At 70.1% G+C, this 14,835-nt stretch carries 14 protein-coding genes; 9 read left to right on the forward strand and 5 right to left on the reverse strand.

Going from position 1 to position 14,835, the window contains the following annotated elements; translation table 11 throughout:
• Positions 1-109: 109 nt before the first annotated feature.
• Positions 110-526, forward strand: a complete 417-nt coding sequence (locus BIV24_RS29920) for a VOC family protein (protein WP_071369604.1) — start codon at positions 110-112, stop codon at positions 524-526.
• 447 nt (positions 527-973) lie between these two features.
• Here BIV24_RS29920 and BIV24_RS29925 read toward each other — a convergent pair whose 3' ends face one another.
• Together BIV24_RS29925 and BIV24_RS29930 are read right to left on the reverse strand one after the other, a co-directional pair.
• Positions 974-2,092, reverse strand: a complete 1,119-nt coding sequence (locus BIV24_RS29925; protein ID WP_071369605.1) for a family 2 encapsulin nanocompartment cargo protein polyprenyl transferase — start codon at positions 2,090-2,092, stop codon at positions 974-976.
• Between the two features lie 111 nt (positions 2,093-2,203).
• Positions 2,204-3,610 carry a family 2B encapsulin nanocompartment shell protein gene (locus tag BIV24_RS29930; RefSeq protein ID WP_071369606.1) on the reverse strand — a complete coding sequence of 469 codons (1,407 nt, stop codon included), beginning with the start codon at positions 3,608-3,610 and terminating at the stop codon, positions 2,204-2,206.
• A gap of 216 nt (positions 3,611-3,826) precedes the next feature.
• Between BIV24_RS29930 and BIV24_RS29935 the strand changes: the two genes are divergently transcribed.
• Positions 3,827-4,060 carry a hypothetical protein gene (locus tag BIV24_RS29935; protein ID WP_071369607.1) on the forward strand — a complete coding sequence of 78 codons (234 nt, stop codon included), beginning with the start codon at positions 3,827-3,829 and terminating at the stop codon, positions 4,058-4,060.
• 144 nt (positions 4,061-4,204) lie between these two features.
• Entirely contained in the window at positions 4,205-5,131 is a 927-nt protein-coding gene (locus tag BIV24_RS29940) for a 1-aminocyclopropane-1-carboxylate deaminase/D-cysteine desulfhydrase (RefSeq protein ID WP_245767004.1), read from the forward strand.
• Positions 5,132-5,673: 542 nt separating this feature from the next.
• On the opposite strand, the gene BIV24_RS29945 is transcribed toward BIV24_RS29940, so the two are convergent.
• Positions 5,674-7,269 (reverse strand): Na+/H+ antiporter, encoded by a 1,596-nt coding sequence (locus tag BIV24_RS29945; RefSeq protein WP_071369609.1) that lies wholly within the window; start codon positions 7,267-7,269, stop codon positions 5,674-5,676.
• Positions 7,270-7,330: 61 nt separating this feature from the next.
• Between BIV24_RS29945 and BIV24_RS29950 the strand changes: the two genes are divergently transcribed.
• From BIV24_RS29950 to BIV24_RS32820, 3 genes are all read left to right on the forward strand, one after another.
• Entirely contained in the window at positions 7,331-7,591 is a 261-nt protein-coding gene (locus BIV24_RS29950) for a UBP-type zinc finger domain-containing protein (protein WP_071369610.1), read from the forward strand.
• A gap of 248 nt (positions 7,592-7,839) precedes the next feature.
• Entirely contained in the window at positions 7,840-8,253 is a 414-nt protein-coding gene (locus BIV24_RS29955) for an ATP-binding protein (RefSeq protein ID WP_071369611.1), read from the forward strand.
• A gap of 17 nt (positions 8,254-8,270) precedes the next feature.
• Entirely contained in the window at positions 8,271-9,434 is a 1,164-nt protein-coding gene (locus BIV24_RS32820; protein WP_079168650.1) for an RNA polymerase sigma factor SigF, read from the forward strand.
• Positions 9,435-9,496: 62 nt separating this feature from the next.
• On the opposite strand, the gene BIV24_RS29965 is transcribed toward BIV24_RS32820, so the two are convergent.
• On the reverse strand, positions 9,497-9,946 hold the full coding sequence (locus BIV24_RS29965) for a hypothetical protein (protein WP_071369613.1): 450 nt from the start codon (positions 9,944-9,946) through the stop codon (positions 9,497-9,499).
• 135 nt (positions 9,947-10,081) lie between these two features.
• Here BIV24_RS29965 and BIV24_RS29970 point away from each other — a divergent pair, with 135 nt between their 5' ends.
• A complete protein-coding gene (locus tag BIV24_RS29970) occupies positions 10,082-11,050 on the forward strand; it encodes a diacylglycerol/lipid kinase family protein (protein ID WP_071369614.1) in 969 nt (322 codons plus the stop codon).
• A 304-nt stretch (positions 11,051-11,354) separates the two neighbouring features.
• Positions 11,355-11,612 carry a WhiB family transcriptional regulator gene (locus BIV24_RS29975; RefSeq protein WP_003992873.1) on the forward strand — a complete coding sequence of 86 codons (258 nt, stop codon included), beginning with the start codon at positions 11,355-11,357 and terminating at the stop codon, positions 11,610-11,612.
• 193 nt (positions 11,613-11,805) lie between these two features.
• Here the strand turns inward: BIV24_RS29975 and BIV24_RS29980 are convergent, their stop codons facing one another.
• Complete coding sequence (locus BIV24_RS29980) at positions 11,806-13,272, reverse strand: sensor histidine kinase (RefSeq protein ID WP_071369615.1); 1,467 nt, start codon at positions 13,270-13,272, stop codon at positions 11,806-11,808.
• Positions 13,273-13,953: 681 nt separating this feature from the next.
• Here BIV24_RS29980 and nagB point away from each other — a divergent pair.
• Complete coding sequence (gene nagB / locus BIV24_RS29985) at positions 13,954-14,739, forward strand: glucosamine-6-phosphate deaminase (RefSeq protein WP_071369616.1); 786 nt, start codon at positions 13,954-13,956, stop codon at positions 14,737-14,739.
• The last annotated feature ends 96 nt before the right edge of the window (positions 14,740-14,835 follow it).

The following is a 14,835-nucleotide window of genomic DNA, read 5'->3' on the forward strand; positions in this document are numbered from 1 at the left end:
CGGAAGCCCTCGTACTGGACGTACTTGGGCTTTCGGTCGGTGCGGCGAGAGGGCGTGCCGGGCGTCGCGACGGGGCAAACGTTGCCTGTTGCGGCACTAGCCTGACGTCATGGACCTGAAACTCTCGCAGTGCTTCATCGCCGTCGACGACCATGACAAGGCGCTCGCCTTCTACCGGGACGTCCTCGGCCTGGAGGTCCGCAACGACGTCGGCTTCGAGGGGATGCGCTGGGTCACGGTCGGCTCACCGCTCCAGCCGGACGTGGAGATCGTCCTGGAACCCCCGGCGGCCAGCCCGGACGCGTCCCCCGCGGATCGCCAGGCGATGGCGGAGCTGCTCGCCAAGGGCATCCTGCGCGGAGTCATCTTCTCCACCGCGGACTGCGACGCCCTCTTCGCGCGCGTGGAGGCGTCGGGCGCGGACGTCCTCCAGGAGCCCATGGACCAGCCGTACGGCGTACGGGACTGTGCCTTCCGCGACCCGGCGGGCAATCTGCTGCGCTTCACGCAGCGCCGCGGCGACTGATGCGGGCCCGGTCCGTGTGAACTCCGGGCAGGGCGCTCTCGACGTGCCAGTCGTCAGCTTCCCGGCTTCGCCGGCGGGGGCGTCCCTTTGTACCCCTGCTTGTACCCCTGCGCCACATATTCCGGACACGAAGGATTGCGACAGGGGCCTGGCCGCCATACGGGGACGAAGGCGCCCAGCGTCTTGCGGCGCCCTACGACCGTGGCTACGGGCTGCCCGCACGAGGGGCAGACTCGATCTTCCCTGCCCATGCCTTCAGGGTAGGACGGTGCGGGGGAAACGGGTACCGAGCAGTGCAGTACGAGTAGGGCGCGGCTCTCGTCCGTCCGCCCTTCCGCGTCAAGGGCAGGCCCCGCACACCGTGGGGATGTGCGGGGCGCGTCCAGGCCCAAGCCGCCGGGTGCCGCGCGGCTGTCGAGGGGCTCCGGAGCCATTCGGCGCTGCCGGTCAGGTGGTCCGCCGGGTCACGAACTCGGCCAGGGCCAGCAGGCCGCCCGCCGCCTGAGGGTCGGGGATCGCACGGGACAGTTCCTGCATCGCCCGGCCCATCCGGTCGGCCGCCTGCAGTTGCGCCCAGTCACGGCCACCCGCCTGCTCGACGGCGAGGACCGTTCGCTCCACCTCGCCTTCAACAGAGGGCCCTTGATACAGCTCGGCCAGATCAGCGGCGGCCGGGGTGCCGGAGGCGAGCGCGGCGACCACGGGCAGCGACTTCTTGCGGGCCATGAGGTCCGCCCCGGCCGGCTTGCCGGTGCGGCTCGGGTCCCCCCAGATCCCGATCACGTCGTCGATGAGCTGGAAGGCGAGCCCGGCCTCACGGCCGAACGCGTCCAGCGCCTCGACGTCCGCCTCGTCCGCTCCCGCGTACAGCGCGCCGAGCGCACAGGCGCAGCCGAGGAGCGCGCCTGTCTTCGCTTCGGCCATGGCGAGCACCTCGTCGAGGGTGACGTCGTGGGGGCCGCGCCGCTCCATGGCCGTGTCCGCGTGCTGCCCGGCGCACAGTTCGACGACGCAGGCCGCGAGCCGGGCGGCGGCCGCTCCGGACGCCGGGTGCGGGTCCTCGGCGAGCAGCTGCTGGGCCAGCGCCTGCAGGGCGTCCCCGGCGAGGATGGCGTCGGCGTCGCCGAACACGGTCCAGGCGGTGGGGCGATGACGGCGGGTGGTGTCCCGGTCCATCACGTCGTCGTGCAGCAGGGTGAAGTTGTGGACGAGTTCCACGGCCGCGGCGGCCCGTACGGCGGTGGACTGCCGTCCGCCGAGCGCACGGGCCGCGGTCAGGACGAGCGCGGGCCGTATGGCCTTGCCCGCGTTGCCGGCCGCCGGGGTGCCGTCCGCCTGCTCCCAGCCGAAGTGGTAGAGCGCGATCCTGCGCATGGAACCGGGCAGTGAGTCCAGCGCCCGGCGCAGCTCCAGGTCGACCAGGGCGCGGGTGCGCTCCAGGAGCACCACGGCCTCGTGCCCGTCGAGCGGTCCCGCCGGGCCCGGGAGCATGCCATGCCGCCCCTGGGGGCCCACAGAACCCCTCCGCGCGAGGCCCTGCTGCGGCTCCGTCATGAACTCACCCATGGGACCGCCTCGGAGAGTCTGCGCCCGGTGCCGTCTCCGCCACCGGGCGAGTACCCCGCGGGTGTTCCCGTCCTGACGGACGGGAACACGGCATGCCGCTGGTGCGCCGGGTCACCTCCAACGGCCGATCTCGACGTTCTCCAGGACACCCAGCGCGTCCGGCACCAGGACGGCGGCCGAGTAGTAGGCCGTCACCAGGTACTTGATGATCGCCTGTTCGTTGATGCCCATGAACCGCACGGACAGGCTGGGCTCGATCTCGTCCGGGATGCCCGCCTGCCGGAGACCGATGACACCCTGCTCTTCCTCGCCCGTACGCATACAGATGATGGAGGTCGTGCGGGCGTCGGTGATGGGGATCTTGCTGCATGGGAAGATCGGTACTCCGCGCCAGGTGGGGATGCGGTTGCCCGCGATGTCGATGCTCTCCGGGACGAGTCCGCGCTTGTTGCACTCGCGGCCGAAGGCGGCGATCGCGCGCGGGTGGGCGAGGAACAGCTTGGAGCCTCGCCTGCGGCTGAGCAGTTCGTCCATGTCGTCGGGGCTGGGCACGCCGTCGTGGGGTTGCAGCCGCTGGTCGTACTCGCAGTTGTGGAGCAGTCCGAAGTCCCTGTTGTTGATGAGTTCGTGCTCCTGGCGCTCCTTCAGCGCCTCGACGGTGAGCCGGAGTTGCTGCTCGGTCTGGTTCATCGGCTGGTTGTAGAGGTCGGCCACGCGCGTGTGGACGCGCAGGACGGTCTGCGCGATGCTCAGTTCGTACTCGCGGGGCGCGGCCTCGTAGTCGACGAAGGTGTGCGGGATGTCCGGCTCTCCGCTGTGGCCCGCGGCGAGATCGATCTCCTTCTCGCCGTACCTGTTGGAACGCTGTTCCGGGACCGGGTTGTACTGCTGGAGGTGATCGCGCAGCGATGCGGCGCGGTCCGCGATCTGTTCGACGTCCCGGCGGGGCAGGGCGAGCACCGTGCAGGCGGTGACCGCGCGGGCCGTGTACTCCCAGATGGCGTCGGGGTCGTGCAGTGCCTGTTCGCCGAAGTAAGCGCCGTCGGCGAGGACTCCGAGCACCGCGTCGGCGCCGTAGGGGCCCGTGCCGATCTTCTGGACCTTGCCGTGTGCCAGCAGGAACACCTCGTCGGCCTGGCTGCCGAACTCGGCGATCACGTCCCCGGGCGCGAACCTCCGCTGCTGGCAGCGCTGGGCGATTTCGCCCAGCACGTCCAGGTCGTCGTACGCGCGCAGGGCCGGCAGCTCGCCCAGCTCCGCGGGGATGACCGCGACCTGGTCTCCGGTCTTCACGAACGTCACGCGGCCGTCGCCCACGGTGTAGGTGAGACGGCGGTTCACCCGGTACGTGCCACCCTGCACGTTCGCCCACGGCAGCATCCGCAGCAGCCACCGCGAGCTGATCTCCTGCATCTGCGGCGCGGACTTGGTGGTGGTGGCCAGGTTTCGTGCGGCCGCTGTGCCGAGACTCTGCTGCGGCTGGTCCTGCTCAGCGCGGACCTCTTCGCCTACCGACATGTGGTATTGCCCTCCCGGTCATGCATGGATCTGCGAGGAAGAGACTTCCAGCACGGAGCGTGTCGGTGCTATTACTCGAAAGAGCGGGAATGGATCACCGCAGGCTTGGGCACACTGGTGCACTTCGCCGGGCCCGGAAGAAGGGTGGCCGCGAGCGGGAACTCCCCGACCCGCCGGGCCGTTTGAGCCGAAGAGGGACGACGAGGGGAGACGGGGATGACAAGCTTCCTGGACCGGGCGAAGGAGCAGGCACAGCGCGGACTGGCGCAGGGCCGGCAGAAACTGGACGAGGTGCAGGCGCAGCGGGCGGGCAACGACCTGCTGAGAAGACTGGGTGCGGCGTACTACGCGGAGCGCCGCGGCAGCGGCTCCCCCGACGCGACCCAGCAGGCGCTCCAGGCACTGGAGAGCCACATCGCGACGAACGGGGACGGCTTCCTGCGCCCCTGACGGCCATCGCGCCTGAGACGGCAGCGGCACCCCTGGCACGGTGCCGATAGCCGGTGGGTCCTCCAGGGCCCGTGACCGCCTGGGGTGACAAGGGCCGCCGCCCGTCCCGGCGCGCCCCTCGGACCGGTGCCCGACAATGGTGGGGTGACCAGCCCTGATGTGCCGCGCCTGCCCGAGGCGCCCGACCCTGCCGTGCTGCAACCGCGCCTGCCGTCGCCGGTGCGGGAGGTCGTGGACGAGCGCTTCGCACGGCACGGCGTCCAGCTGCTGCTCAAGCGGGACGATCTGATCCACCCGGACCTGATCGGCAACAAGTGGCGCAAGCTCGCCCCGAACCTGCGGGCGGCAGGCGGTCGGCCCCTGCTCACCTTCGGCGGCGCCTACTCCAACCATCTGCGGGCCACGGCAGCAGCGGGCCGGCTGCTGGGTCTGGAGACGATCGGTATCGTCCGCGGCGACGAGTTGACCGATCGCCCGCTCAACCCGTCCCTGGCCCGCTGCACGGCCGACGGTATGCGACTGCACTTCGTCGACAGGTCGACCTATCGCCGCAAGTCTGAGCCGGGGACCCTGGCCGGCATCCTGCGCGCGGCGGACGCCGAGGAGGCGTACGTGGTGCCGGAGGGCGGCAGTAACGCCCTCGCCGTACGCGGCTGCCGCACGCTCGGCGAGGAATTGCGCGGCAGGGCGGACGTCGCCGCCGTGGCCTGCGGCACCGGCGGCACGCTGGCGGGTCTGGCTGCGGGCCTGGCAGCGAACCAGCGGGCCCTGGGAATCCCCGTCCTCAAAGGCGACTTCCTGGCCGCCGACACGGCCGCCCTCCAGACCCGGGCCTTCGGCGGCCGCCGCGGCAGCTGGTCCCTGGACACCCGCTTCCACTTCGGCGGATACGCCCGCACGCCGGGCGAACTCGAGGCCTTCGCGGACGACTTCGAATCCCGCCACGCCCTCCCGGTGGAACGTCTCTATGTCGCCAAGCTGCTCTATGGACTTGTCGCCCTGACCGAGGAGGGCGCATTCCCCTGGGGGACGACGCTGGCCGCCGTGATCACGGGGCTGCCCTTCTCCTAGGGCCTGTTCTGAGTTCCCCGTCGTCCGCGCGGAGCGCGGGCGCAGCGGCGTTCGGTGCGTGCGATCGGCGTGCGGTGTCGCAGGTCATGTGGCGGAGCCACCTGTCCTGCGGCGCCGTGCGGCATGGGGGTCCCCCCTGCTCGAGCGAAGCCGAGAGCTTGGGGGAGTGCGCGCCGGGCGTCGGGGCGCAGACGGGGAACTCAGAACAGGCCCTAGTTGCTGTGAACGGAAGGGTTCACCGGCTCGCGACGCCCGGCACGGCTCCCCCACGCTCGGCTTCTCCCCCACTCTCGGCTCCGCTCGAGCGGGGGGACCCCCAGCGCGGGAGGGGCCCCCACCGCCGCGTTGTCGCATCACCCGAGTACATCCAGTACGCGGGTGATGTGCTCCGCCTTGCGATGCTCCCCCACTGCCTGAAGGGCGAGGGAGGTGCCCCCAGCACCGGACGCCCCGAGCTTTCCGGCAGACCTTCCCGGTCACAGCACTAGCGACTCGCCCCAACAGGCAGCGTTCGTTTGCCCGGGCGTGGTCCGCGGGACGGCTCACGTCGTCTCCCGATAGGCCGCCGCCTCCTCCAGGTCGAGCCTTCTGAGCAGGGTGCGGAGCATCTCGTCGTCGATGTAGCGGTGGTCGCGGAGCCGCACGAAGACCTCTCGTTCCGCTCCGATCACCTCGCGGGACAGTCGGCGGTAAGTGTCATCGTGGGACTCGCCGGTCACCGGGTTCACCGAGCCCAGCCGTTCCCAGACCGCGTTGCGCCGGCGTTCCAGGACCGTGCGGAGGCGGTCGGCGAGTGGGGGCGGCAGCGCGTTGCGTTCGTCGCCGAGGAGTTCTTCGAGGCGCCGCTCGGCGGCCCGGGACGCCTGTGCCTGGGCGTTCGCCTCCGCGAGCGTCTGGGCCTGGGCATCGCGCCCCGGCAGCCCCAGCAGACGGATCAGCGGGGGCAGGGTCAGCCCCTGCACCACGAGCGTGCCGATCACCGTCGTGAACGTCAGGAAGAGGATCAGGTTACGGTCGGGGAACGCGCCGCCGCCGTGCACCGTCAGCGGGATCGAGAAAGCGATCGCGAGCGAGACCACACCCCGCATCCCGGCCCAGCCGATGATGAACGGCCCTTTCCACGTGGGGTTCTCCTCACGCTCGCGGATGCGCGCGAACAGCGCGCGCGGCAGGAAGGTCGCCGGATACACCCACAGGAACCGCGCGGCGACGACCACGAGGAACACAGCCAACCCGTACCAGGCCACACGCGTGCCCTCGTACCGGCCGAGTCCCTTCAGGACGACCGGCAACTGCAGTCCGATGAGCGCGAACACCGCCGACTCCAGGAGGAACGCGACCATCTTCCACACCGCCTCCTCCTGGAGCCGGGTCGCGAAGTCGACCTGCCAGTTGCGGTGGCCGAGATAGAGGGCGACGACGACGACGGCGAGCACACCGGAGGCATGCACCCACTCCGCGGCCCCGTACGCGACGAACGGGATCAGCAGGGAGAGGGTGTTCTGCAGCAGCGCCTCCTTCAGGTGCGTGCGCAGCCAGTGGATCGGCACCATCAGCACCAGGCCGACCAGGACGCCGCCGACCGCCGCGAGCAGGAACTCCCGCACCCCGCCCGTCCAGGTCGCGCCCTCCCCGATCGCCGCCGCCATCGCCACCTTGTACGCGGTGATCGCCGTCGCGTCGTTCACCAGCGACTCGCCCTGCAGGATCGTGGTGATCCGCGACGGCAGCCCCACTCGACGGGCGACCGCCGTGGCCGCGACCGCGTCCGGCGGCGCGATCACCGCACCCAGCACCAGCGCCGCGGTCAGCGGCAGATCCGGCACGACCAGATACGCCGCCCAGCCCACGACCAGTGTCGCGAAGAGCACGTACCCGACGGACAGCAGCGCCACCGGCCGCAACTGCGCCCGCAGGTCCAGGTATGAGCTGTCGGTGGCCGCCGTGTACAGCAGCGGCGGCAGCACCAGCGGCAGGACGACACCGGGGTCGAGGGTGTACGCGGGCACACCGGGCACATAGGAGACCGCGAGGCCCGCCGCGACCAGCAGCAGCGGCGCCGGCACGGGAGTGCGGCGTGCGGCACCCGCGACAGCGGCGCTGCCCGCGACCAGCAGCAGCAACGGCAACACGTTCATCGTCCTCAGCCCGCCCTCGTTTTCCCGCCGCTTCCCGCGGACCCGTCGTAACCTGGCAATCATGAAACAGTGCACGCACGCCGATGCGCTGCCGCATCCCGCGCCCGAGCCCCGGAGCGAAACATGCCTGGAGTGCCTCGCCGCCGGCACGGACCCGGTGCAACTGCGGCTGTGTCTGGAGTGCGGGCACGTGGGCTGCTGCGACTCCTCGCCCCTGCGCCACGCGACGGCGCACTACAAGGAGAGCGGCCACCCGGTCATGCGTACCTTCGAACCGGGCGAGAACTGGCGCTGGTGCTTCGTCGATCATGTACTCGTGTGACTCTGGTTCCGTACGGTTCGGGGGTCGGACGCCGGGGTACGTCAATCCGGCGCGCGCTCTTCCGAATTGGGCCCGCAGACCCCTAGCCACTGTGCGTATACATGGGTTTACTATGAGTGATGACAAGGGGTCGGGGTCCCGGGGACAGAAAATCGAGAGCGCGATAGCGTCACCGCTGAACCAGTAGGGCGTTACCCCGGGGGGCAACCCTCGGCCCCGAAAGAGCATGTACCACCTTGGAGGTGAGGGTGTCCCAGATCGCAGGCGAGCCCGCGACCCAGGACTTCGTGGAAGTCCGGCTGCCGGCAGCGGGTGCCTACCTGTCGGTGCTGCGTACGGCCACAGCCGGTCTCGCGGCCCGTTTGGACTTCACCCTTGACGAGATCGAGGACCTGCGCATCGCGGTCGACGAGGCCTGCGCGATCCTGCTGCAACAGGCCGTGCCCGGCTCGGTGCTCAGTTGTGTCTTCCGGCTCATCGACGACTCTCTGGAGGTCACGGTCTCCGCCCCGACCACGGACGGTCACGCCCCGTCGAGGGACACCTTCGCCTGGACCGTCCTCTCGGCCCTGGCGGGCAAGGTCTCCTCGGCCGTCGGCGACGACAAGACCGTGTCCATCAGCCTCTACAAACAGCGCGGCGCGGGACCCGGGCCGGCGTGACGAACGGGGACGGGCCGGTGCGGGACGAAGAGCGAGGCTCACGGGAACTTTCCACCGGGAACACCGGGAACACGGGCGGCCCGAGCGGGCCGCCGCGCGTGGCGGGTGGCGTGGACGGCATCCCCGAGCAGGCCCGTCCGCACCCGGAGGACGACGCTTCGGCGGTCGCGGCCCCCACGACGGCGGAGCCGGCCGCGGAAGGGGCGTTCTCCGTCCGGGGCGACGGACCAGGGGATCCTGACGGTGCCACACGGAACACGTCCTCCGGAGGAAGTGGGGCCTCCCCTGCTCATGGGGGTCCCCCCGCTCGAGCGAAGTCGAGAGCGGGGGAGCAGCCGGGAGCTGGGGGAAGGGTGACGGGCGGGACGATGAGCGAGCACGAGCGAAACGCCGAGCACGGCGTGCCGGCCGGTGCGCAGCACGGCCCACAGGACCGCACTGGAGCGCGGGCCATGTTCGTCGAACTGCGCAAGCTGAAGGAGGGCAGCCAGGAGTACGCGGAGCTGCGCAATCAGCTTGTCCGTATGCACCTGCCGCTCGTCGAGCACCTCGCGCGCCGCTTCCGCAACCGCGGTGAGCCGCTGGACGACCTCACCCAGGTCGCCACCATCGGCCTGATCAAATCGGTCGACCGCTTCGACCCGGAGCGCGGCGTCGAGTTCTCGACATACGCGACCCCGACGGTCGTCGGCGAGATCAAGCGCCACTTCCGCGACAAGGGCTGGGCGGTCCGGGTGCCGCGGCGCCTGCAGGAACTGCGCCTGGCCCTGACGACGGCCACGGCCGAGCTGTCCCAGCAGCACGGCCGCTCCCCGACGGTCCACGAGCTGGCCGAGAAGCTGGCCATCTCGGAGGAGGAGGTCCTGGAGGGCCTGGAGTCCGCCAACGCGTACTCGACGCTGTCCCTGGACGTCCCCGACACCGATGACGAGTCACCGGCGGTCGCGGACACGCTCGGCGCCGAGGACGAGGCGCTGGAGGGCGTCGAGTACCGCGAGTCACTGAAGCCGCTGCTGGAGGATCTGCCGCCGAGGGAGAAGCGGATCTTGCTTCTCCGCTTCTTCGGCAACATGACGCAGTCGCAGATCGCCCAGGAGGTCGGCATCTCGCAGATGCACGTCTCGCGTCTGCTGGCCCGGACCCTGGCGCAGCTGCGGGAGAAGCTGTTGGTCGAGGAGTGACGAAGGGTGACCGGGGACACCGGTCACCCTTCGGGCGCGCAGACTGAGGGCGGGTGCGCCACCTACTTCTGGTCCGGTGGGCCTCCGGGCCCCCGGATGCCCAACGCACGCGTCGTCGCCGGGTTCACCAGGAGCACCAGCGCCGTGAGGGCGACGACCGCGAGCGCGATGCCGCCCGGGATCGCCATGCTGTCGGCCTGGAGCAGGCTGTACGCCACCGGCAGCGCCATGATCTGAGTGATCACGGCGGGCCCGCGGCTCCAGCTGCGGCGCAGCAGCAGTCCACGCGCGGCCAGCAGGGGCAGCAGCGCGAGCACGATCAGGGTGATGCCGCCGGTGACGGCCTGCTGACGGTCGTCCGGCGAACCCGTGAGGCCCAGGACGAGTATCCAGACACCGCCGACGGCCAGGGCGAGCCCCTCCAGGCCGGCCAACGCAGCCGCGACGGTCAGCCGTGCGGGATGGGGCTCGGTATCGGAAGTCCGGGGGGCGGGATTCTGCTCTGCGCTCACCCCTGAAGGGTAGCCGTCGCCTCACGGGCCTCCGCCGGGGCGCCCGCCCCCGCAGCACCGGAGGCCACCCCTTTCTCTTACCGGACCCCTACCTCGGTCTGGGCCGAGTACCACCCAGTAGGTACCCTGCACACCATGCGTGCACTTCTCGTGGTCAACCCGGCGGCAACCACCACAAGCGCACGAACCCGTGACGTCCTGATCCACGCGCTGGCGAGCGAGATGAAGCTCGACGCGATCACCACCGAGTACCGCGGACACGCCCGGGACCTCGCTCAGCAGGCGGCGGAGAGCGGCGACGTCGAACTGGTCGTGTCGCTCGGCGGCGACGGCACCGTCAACGAGATCGTGAACGGCCTGCTGCACCGCGGCCCCGAACCGGACCGTCTCCCCCGCCTCGCCGTCGTTCCCGGCGGCTCGACGAACGTCTTCGCCCGTGCGCTCGGCCTGCCCAACGACCCGGTGGAGGCCACGGGCATGATCCTCGACGCGCTGAGCGAGCGCCGCGAGCGCACAGTCGGCCTCGGGCTCGCCGCGGGCACCCCGGGGACGGAGGACGAGGCGGCGCCCTCCCGTTGGTTCACCTTCAACGCCGGGCTCGGCTTCGACGCGGGCGTGGTCGGCCGGGTCGAGCAGCACCGGGAACAGGGCAAGCGCTCCACCCATGCGTTGTATCTGCGCCAAGCGATGCGGCAGTTTCTGGACGACCCCTATCGCAGACACGGAACGATCACCCTGGAGCGGTCCGGCGAGGAGCCGATCACCGGTCTCGTCATGTCCATAATCTGCAACACCTCGCCCTGGACGTTTCTCGGTAATCGTCCGGTGTACGCGTCACCTAAGGCCTCGTTCGATACCGGACTCGACGTACTCGCCCTCCGCCGCATGTCGACGGCCTCGGTTGCCCGGTATGCGACCCAGTTGCTCACTTCGTCCCCCGAGCGCGGACCCCACGGCAAGCACGCCGTCTCCCTGCATGACCTGACCGACTTCACCTTGCATTCGAAGGTGCCGCTCCCCCTCCAGATGGACGGTGACCACCTCGGCGTGCGTACGAGCGTGACGTTCACAGGCGTACGCCGTGCACTGCGTGTGATTGTGTGAGTAGAAGGGGCCAAAGTCCTTTCAGTCGAACGTTTAGGCCAGGGTCCACCCCTTGGAAGTACGGCTGTGACCTAGTCGACACCAAGGAATCAAAAAAAACTTTCCGGAAGGGGTTGTATCCGTCGCCGAGGTTTGCGAGTCTCTACGTGGCGCTCGGGGCGGACCATCAACCCCCACAGAGAGCCCGAACCCCTCCTCAATCCAAAGGACCACGTCAGCGAGTCTGACGATCGGCCCTTCACTTGTTGAGGGATTCGTGAAAGCGTTCACATTCACAAGCACGTACCAAGGAGAGGTAGCAGCCATGGACTGGCGTCACAACGCCGTTTGCCGCGAGGAAGACCCCGAGCTCTTCTTCCCCATCGGCAACACCGGTCCCGCGCTGCTGCAGATCGAGGAAGCCAAGGCCGTCTGCCGTCGCTGCCCCGTTATCGAGCAGTGCCTGCAGTGGGCGCTCGAGTCCGGCCAGGACTCCGGCGTCTGGGGTGGTCTCAGCGAGGACGAGCGCCGCGCCATGAAGCGCCGCGCCGCTCGCAACCGGGCCCGTCAGGCCTCCGCCTGACACTCCCACCCCGTACGAGCCTGAGCCCGGCGGCGCGTGCGCCCTACGGTATGACGCCGTAGGCAGCGAGTACGCATCTCCCGCCCCCGAGCCGCAGCGCGCAGTACTCCCAACGCGCACAGCACCTAGCTGGCAACAAGCTTTCGGCCCCGGACCACATGTGGTCCGGGGCTCAATGCTGTCATCGCCCCGCTCACTTGTGCGCCCGCACCGGGATGTCCAGGATCACCCGCGTACCACGCTCGGGGGCCGGGACCATGTCGAACGTGCCGCCCAACTCACCCTCCACCAGGGTCCGTACGATCTGCAGGCCGAGGTTGCCCGCGGTGTGAGGGTCGAAGCCCTCGGGCAGGCCGACCCCGTCGTCCTGGACGGTGACCAGGAGGCGGGTCTCCTTCGACGTACCGCCACGGACCGCCGACACCTCGACCGTGCCGGTGGCGCCCTGGCGGAAGCCGTGTTCCACGGCGTTCTGCAGGACCTCGGTCAGCACCATGGAGAGCGGGGTGGCGACCTCGGCGTCCAGGATGCCGAAGTGTCCGCTGCGCCGGCCGGTGACCATTCCGGGTGAGATCTCGGCGACCATCGCGAGGACCCGGTCGGCAATCTCGTCGAACTCCACACGCTCGTCCAGGTTCTGGGACAGCGTCTCATGCACGATCGCGATCGAGCCCACCCGCCGTACGGCCTCCTCGAGCGCTTCCCGGCCCGGCTCGGACCCGATGCGCCGGGCCTGGAGGCGCAGCAGGGCGGCGACGGTCTGGAGGTTGTTCTTCACCCGGTGGTGGATCTCCCGGATGGTCGCGTCCTTGGTTATCAACTCGCGCTCGCGCCTGCGCAGTTCGGTGACGTCCCGGAGCAGGACCAGCGAACCGATGCGCGTGCCCTTGGGCTTGAGGGGGATCGCCCGGAACTGGATCGCCCCGTCGTTCGTCTCGATCTCGAACTCGCGCGGCGCCCAGCCACTGGCGACCTTGGCCAACGCCTCGTCCACCGGGCCCCGCGACGGGGCGAGTTCGGCGGTGCTCTGGCCGAGGTGATGTCCGACGAGGTCGGAGGCCAGACCCAGTCGGTGGTACGCCGACAGGGCGTTCGGCGAGGCGTACTGGACGATGCCGTCCGCGTCCAGCCGGATCAGTCCGTCACCGACGCGCGGCGAGGCGTCCATGTCGACCTGCTGGCCGGGGAACGGGAAGGCGCCGGCAGCGATCATCTGGGCAAGGTCGGAGGCGCTCTGGAGGTAGGTCAGCTCCAGGCGGCTGGGGGTCCGCACGGTCAGCAGGTTGGTGTTGCGCGCGATGACGCCGAGGATGCGTCCCTCCCGTCGTACGGGAATGGACTCGACCCGGACCGGGACCTCCTCACGCCACTCGGGATCGCCCTCGCGCACGATCCGACCCTCGTCCAGGGCGACGTCCAGCATGGGGCGGCGGCCGCGCGGGACGAGGTGGCCGACCATGTCGTTCTGGTACGAGGTGGGGCCGGTGTTCGGGCGCATCTGGGCGACCGACACGTACCGGGTGCCGTCGCGCGTGGGCACCCAGAGCACCAGGTCGGCGAAGGAGAGGTCGGAGAGCAGCTGCCACTCCGACACCAGCAGGTGCAGCCACTCCAGGTCGGAGTCGCTGAGGGTGGTGTGCTGGCGGACCAGCTCGTTCATGGAGGGCACGTGTGCGAGCGTACCCGGGAGTTCGGACAACACTCGAAAACAGCCAGGAGGCGGACGGTTCGGGACGGCCCGGAAACACCCGCGGGCCGCGGCGCCTGGGAGGGACCCTCAACCCTCCTGGCACCGCAGCCCGGAGCAACATCGGCCGCAGGGTGTGCGGTCCCGGACGGCCGAAGGCCGAGGAGCCGGAGCAGTCAGGGCAGAGTGCGCCGGTTCCTCGGTCCGTCTTCCTGTGCGGGGAAGACGGAGGTTCACACGTCACGTACCCCGCCGGGGCGGCGAGGAACGGTTTGCTTACTTTACCTACGCTTTGTGGACTAGACCATGCCCTGCGGACCATGTTCCTGCGTCCGAGCGCGCGTGTCCATGCGTCGACGGGTGTTAATTGTTGTCTCTTTGTCGGAACACCTGACCGACACCCGTCGGCAGCGCAGCCCCCGTGGACTCATACGCGGGACCGGATCGCCAGCGCGACGTCACCGAACGCCTCCGGTTCCCCCGGTTCACGCCGTCGCGCGCCTGCCGGCGCACCCCCTCCGGCAGGCGACTTCGGCTGTGCGTCATGCGTGCCGGACCACACACCGGGGGAAGCCACCTCTGTTAGATTGGTCTAAACCACACAGTGCCCCTCCGGGTCCCAGTTGAGCCCCTCTTCAGATCGGCAGGCCCAGCGTGGAAGTTGTCATCGTTCCGCACGCTCAGGCGGGTGGCGAGCTCATCGCCGAGGCCATGGCGCAGCTGCTCCGGCGCAAGCCCGACGCCTTGCTCGGCGTGGCCACCGGCTCCAGCCCGCTGCCCGTCTACGAGGCTCTGGCGGCCAAGGTGCGCTCCGGTGCCGTGGACACCTCGCGGGCGCGGATCGCGCAGCTCGACGAGTACGTGGGGCTGCCGGCCGAGCATCCGGAGTCCTACCGCTCCGTCCTGCAGCGGGAGGTGCTGGAGCCGCTCGGGATCGGCATGGGCGCGTTCCTGTGGCCCGACGGCACCGCCGAGGACGTGCAGGGCGCCTGCGAGGCGTACGACAAGGCGCTGGCCGCGGCCGGCGGCGTGGACCTCCAGTTGCTCGGGATCGGCACCGACGGGCACATCGGGTTCAACGAGCCGTGCTCCTCTCTCGCCTCGCGGACGCGGATCAAGACGCTGACCCAGCAGACCCGCGTCGACAACGCGCGCTTCTTCGACGGCGACATCGAGCAGGTGCCCCACCATGTGATCACCCAGGGCATAGGGACCATCCTGGAGGCGCGGCACCTCGTGCTCCTCGCGACCGGTGAGGGCAAGGCGGACGCGGTCGCCGCGACCGTCGAGGGCCCGGTCGCCGCGGTCTGCCCAGCCTCCGCGCTCCAGCTCCACCCGCATGCGACGGTAGTCGTCGACGAGGCCGCCGCGTCCAAGCTGAAGCTCGCCGGCTACTTCCGGCACACCTACGCCAACAAGCCCCACTGGCAGGGCATCTAGTGCCGCAACAGGCAACGTTTGCCCCGTCGCGACGCCCGGCACGCCCTCTCGCCGCACCGACCGAAAGCCCAAGTACGTCCAGTACGAGGGCTTCCG

The organism is Streptomyces colonosanans (genome assembly GCF_001866645.1).
GTDB classification, from domain to species: domain Bacteria; phylum Actinomycetota; class Actinomycetes; order Streptomycetales; family Streptomycetaceae; genus Streptomyces; species Streptomyces colonosanans.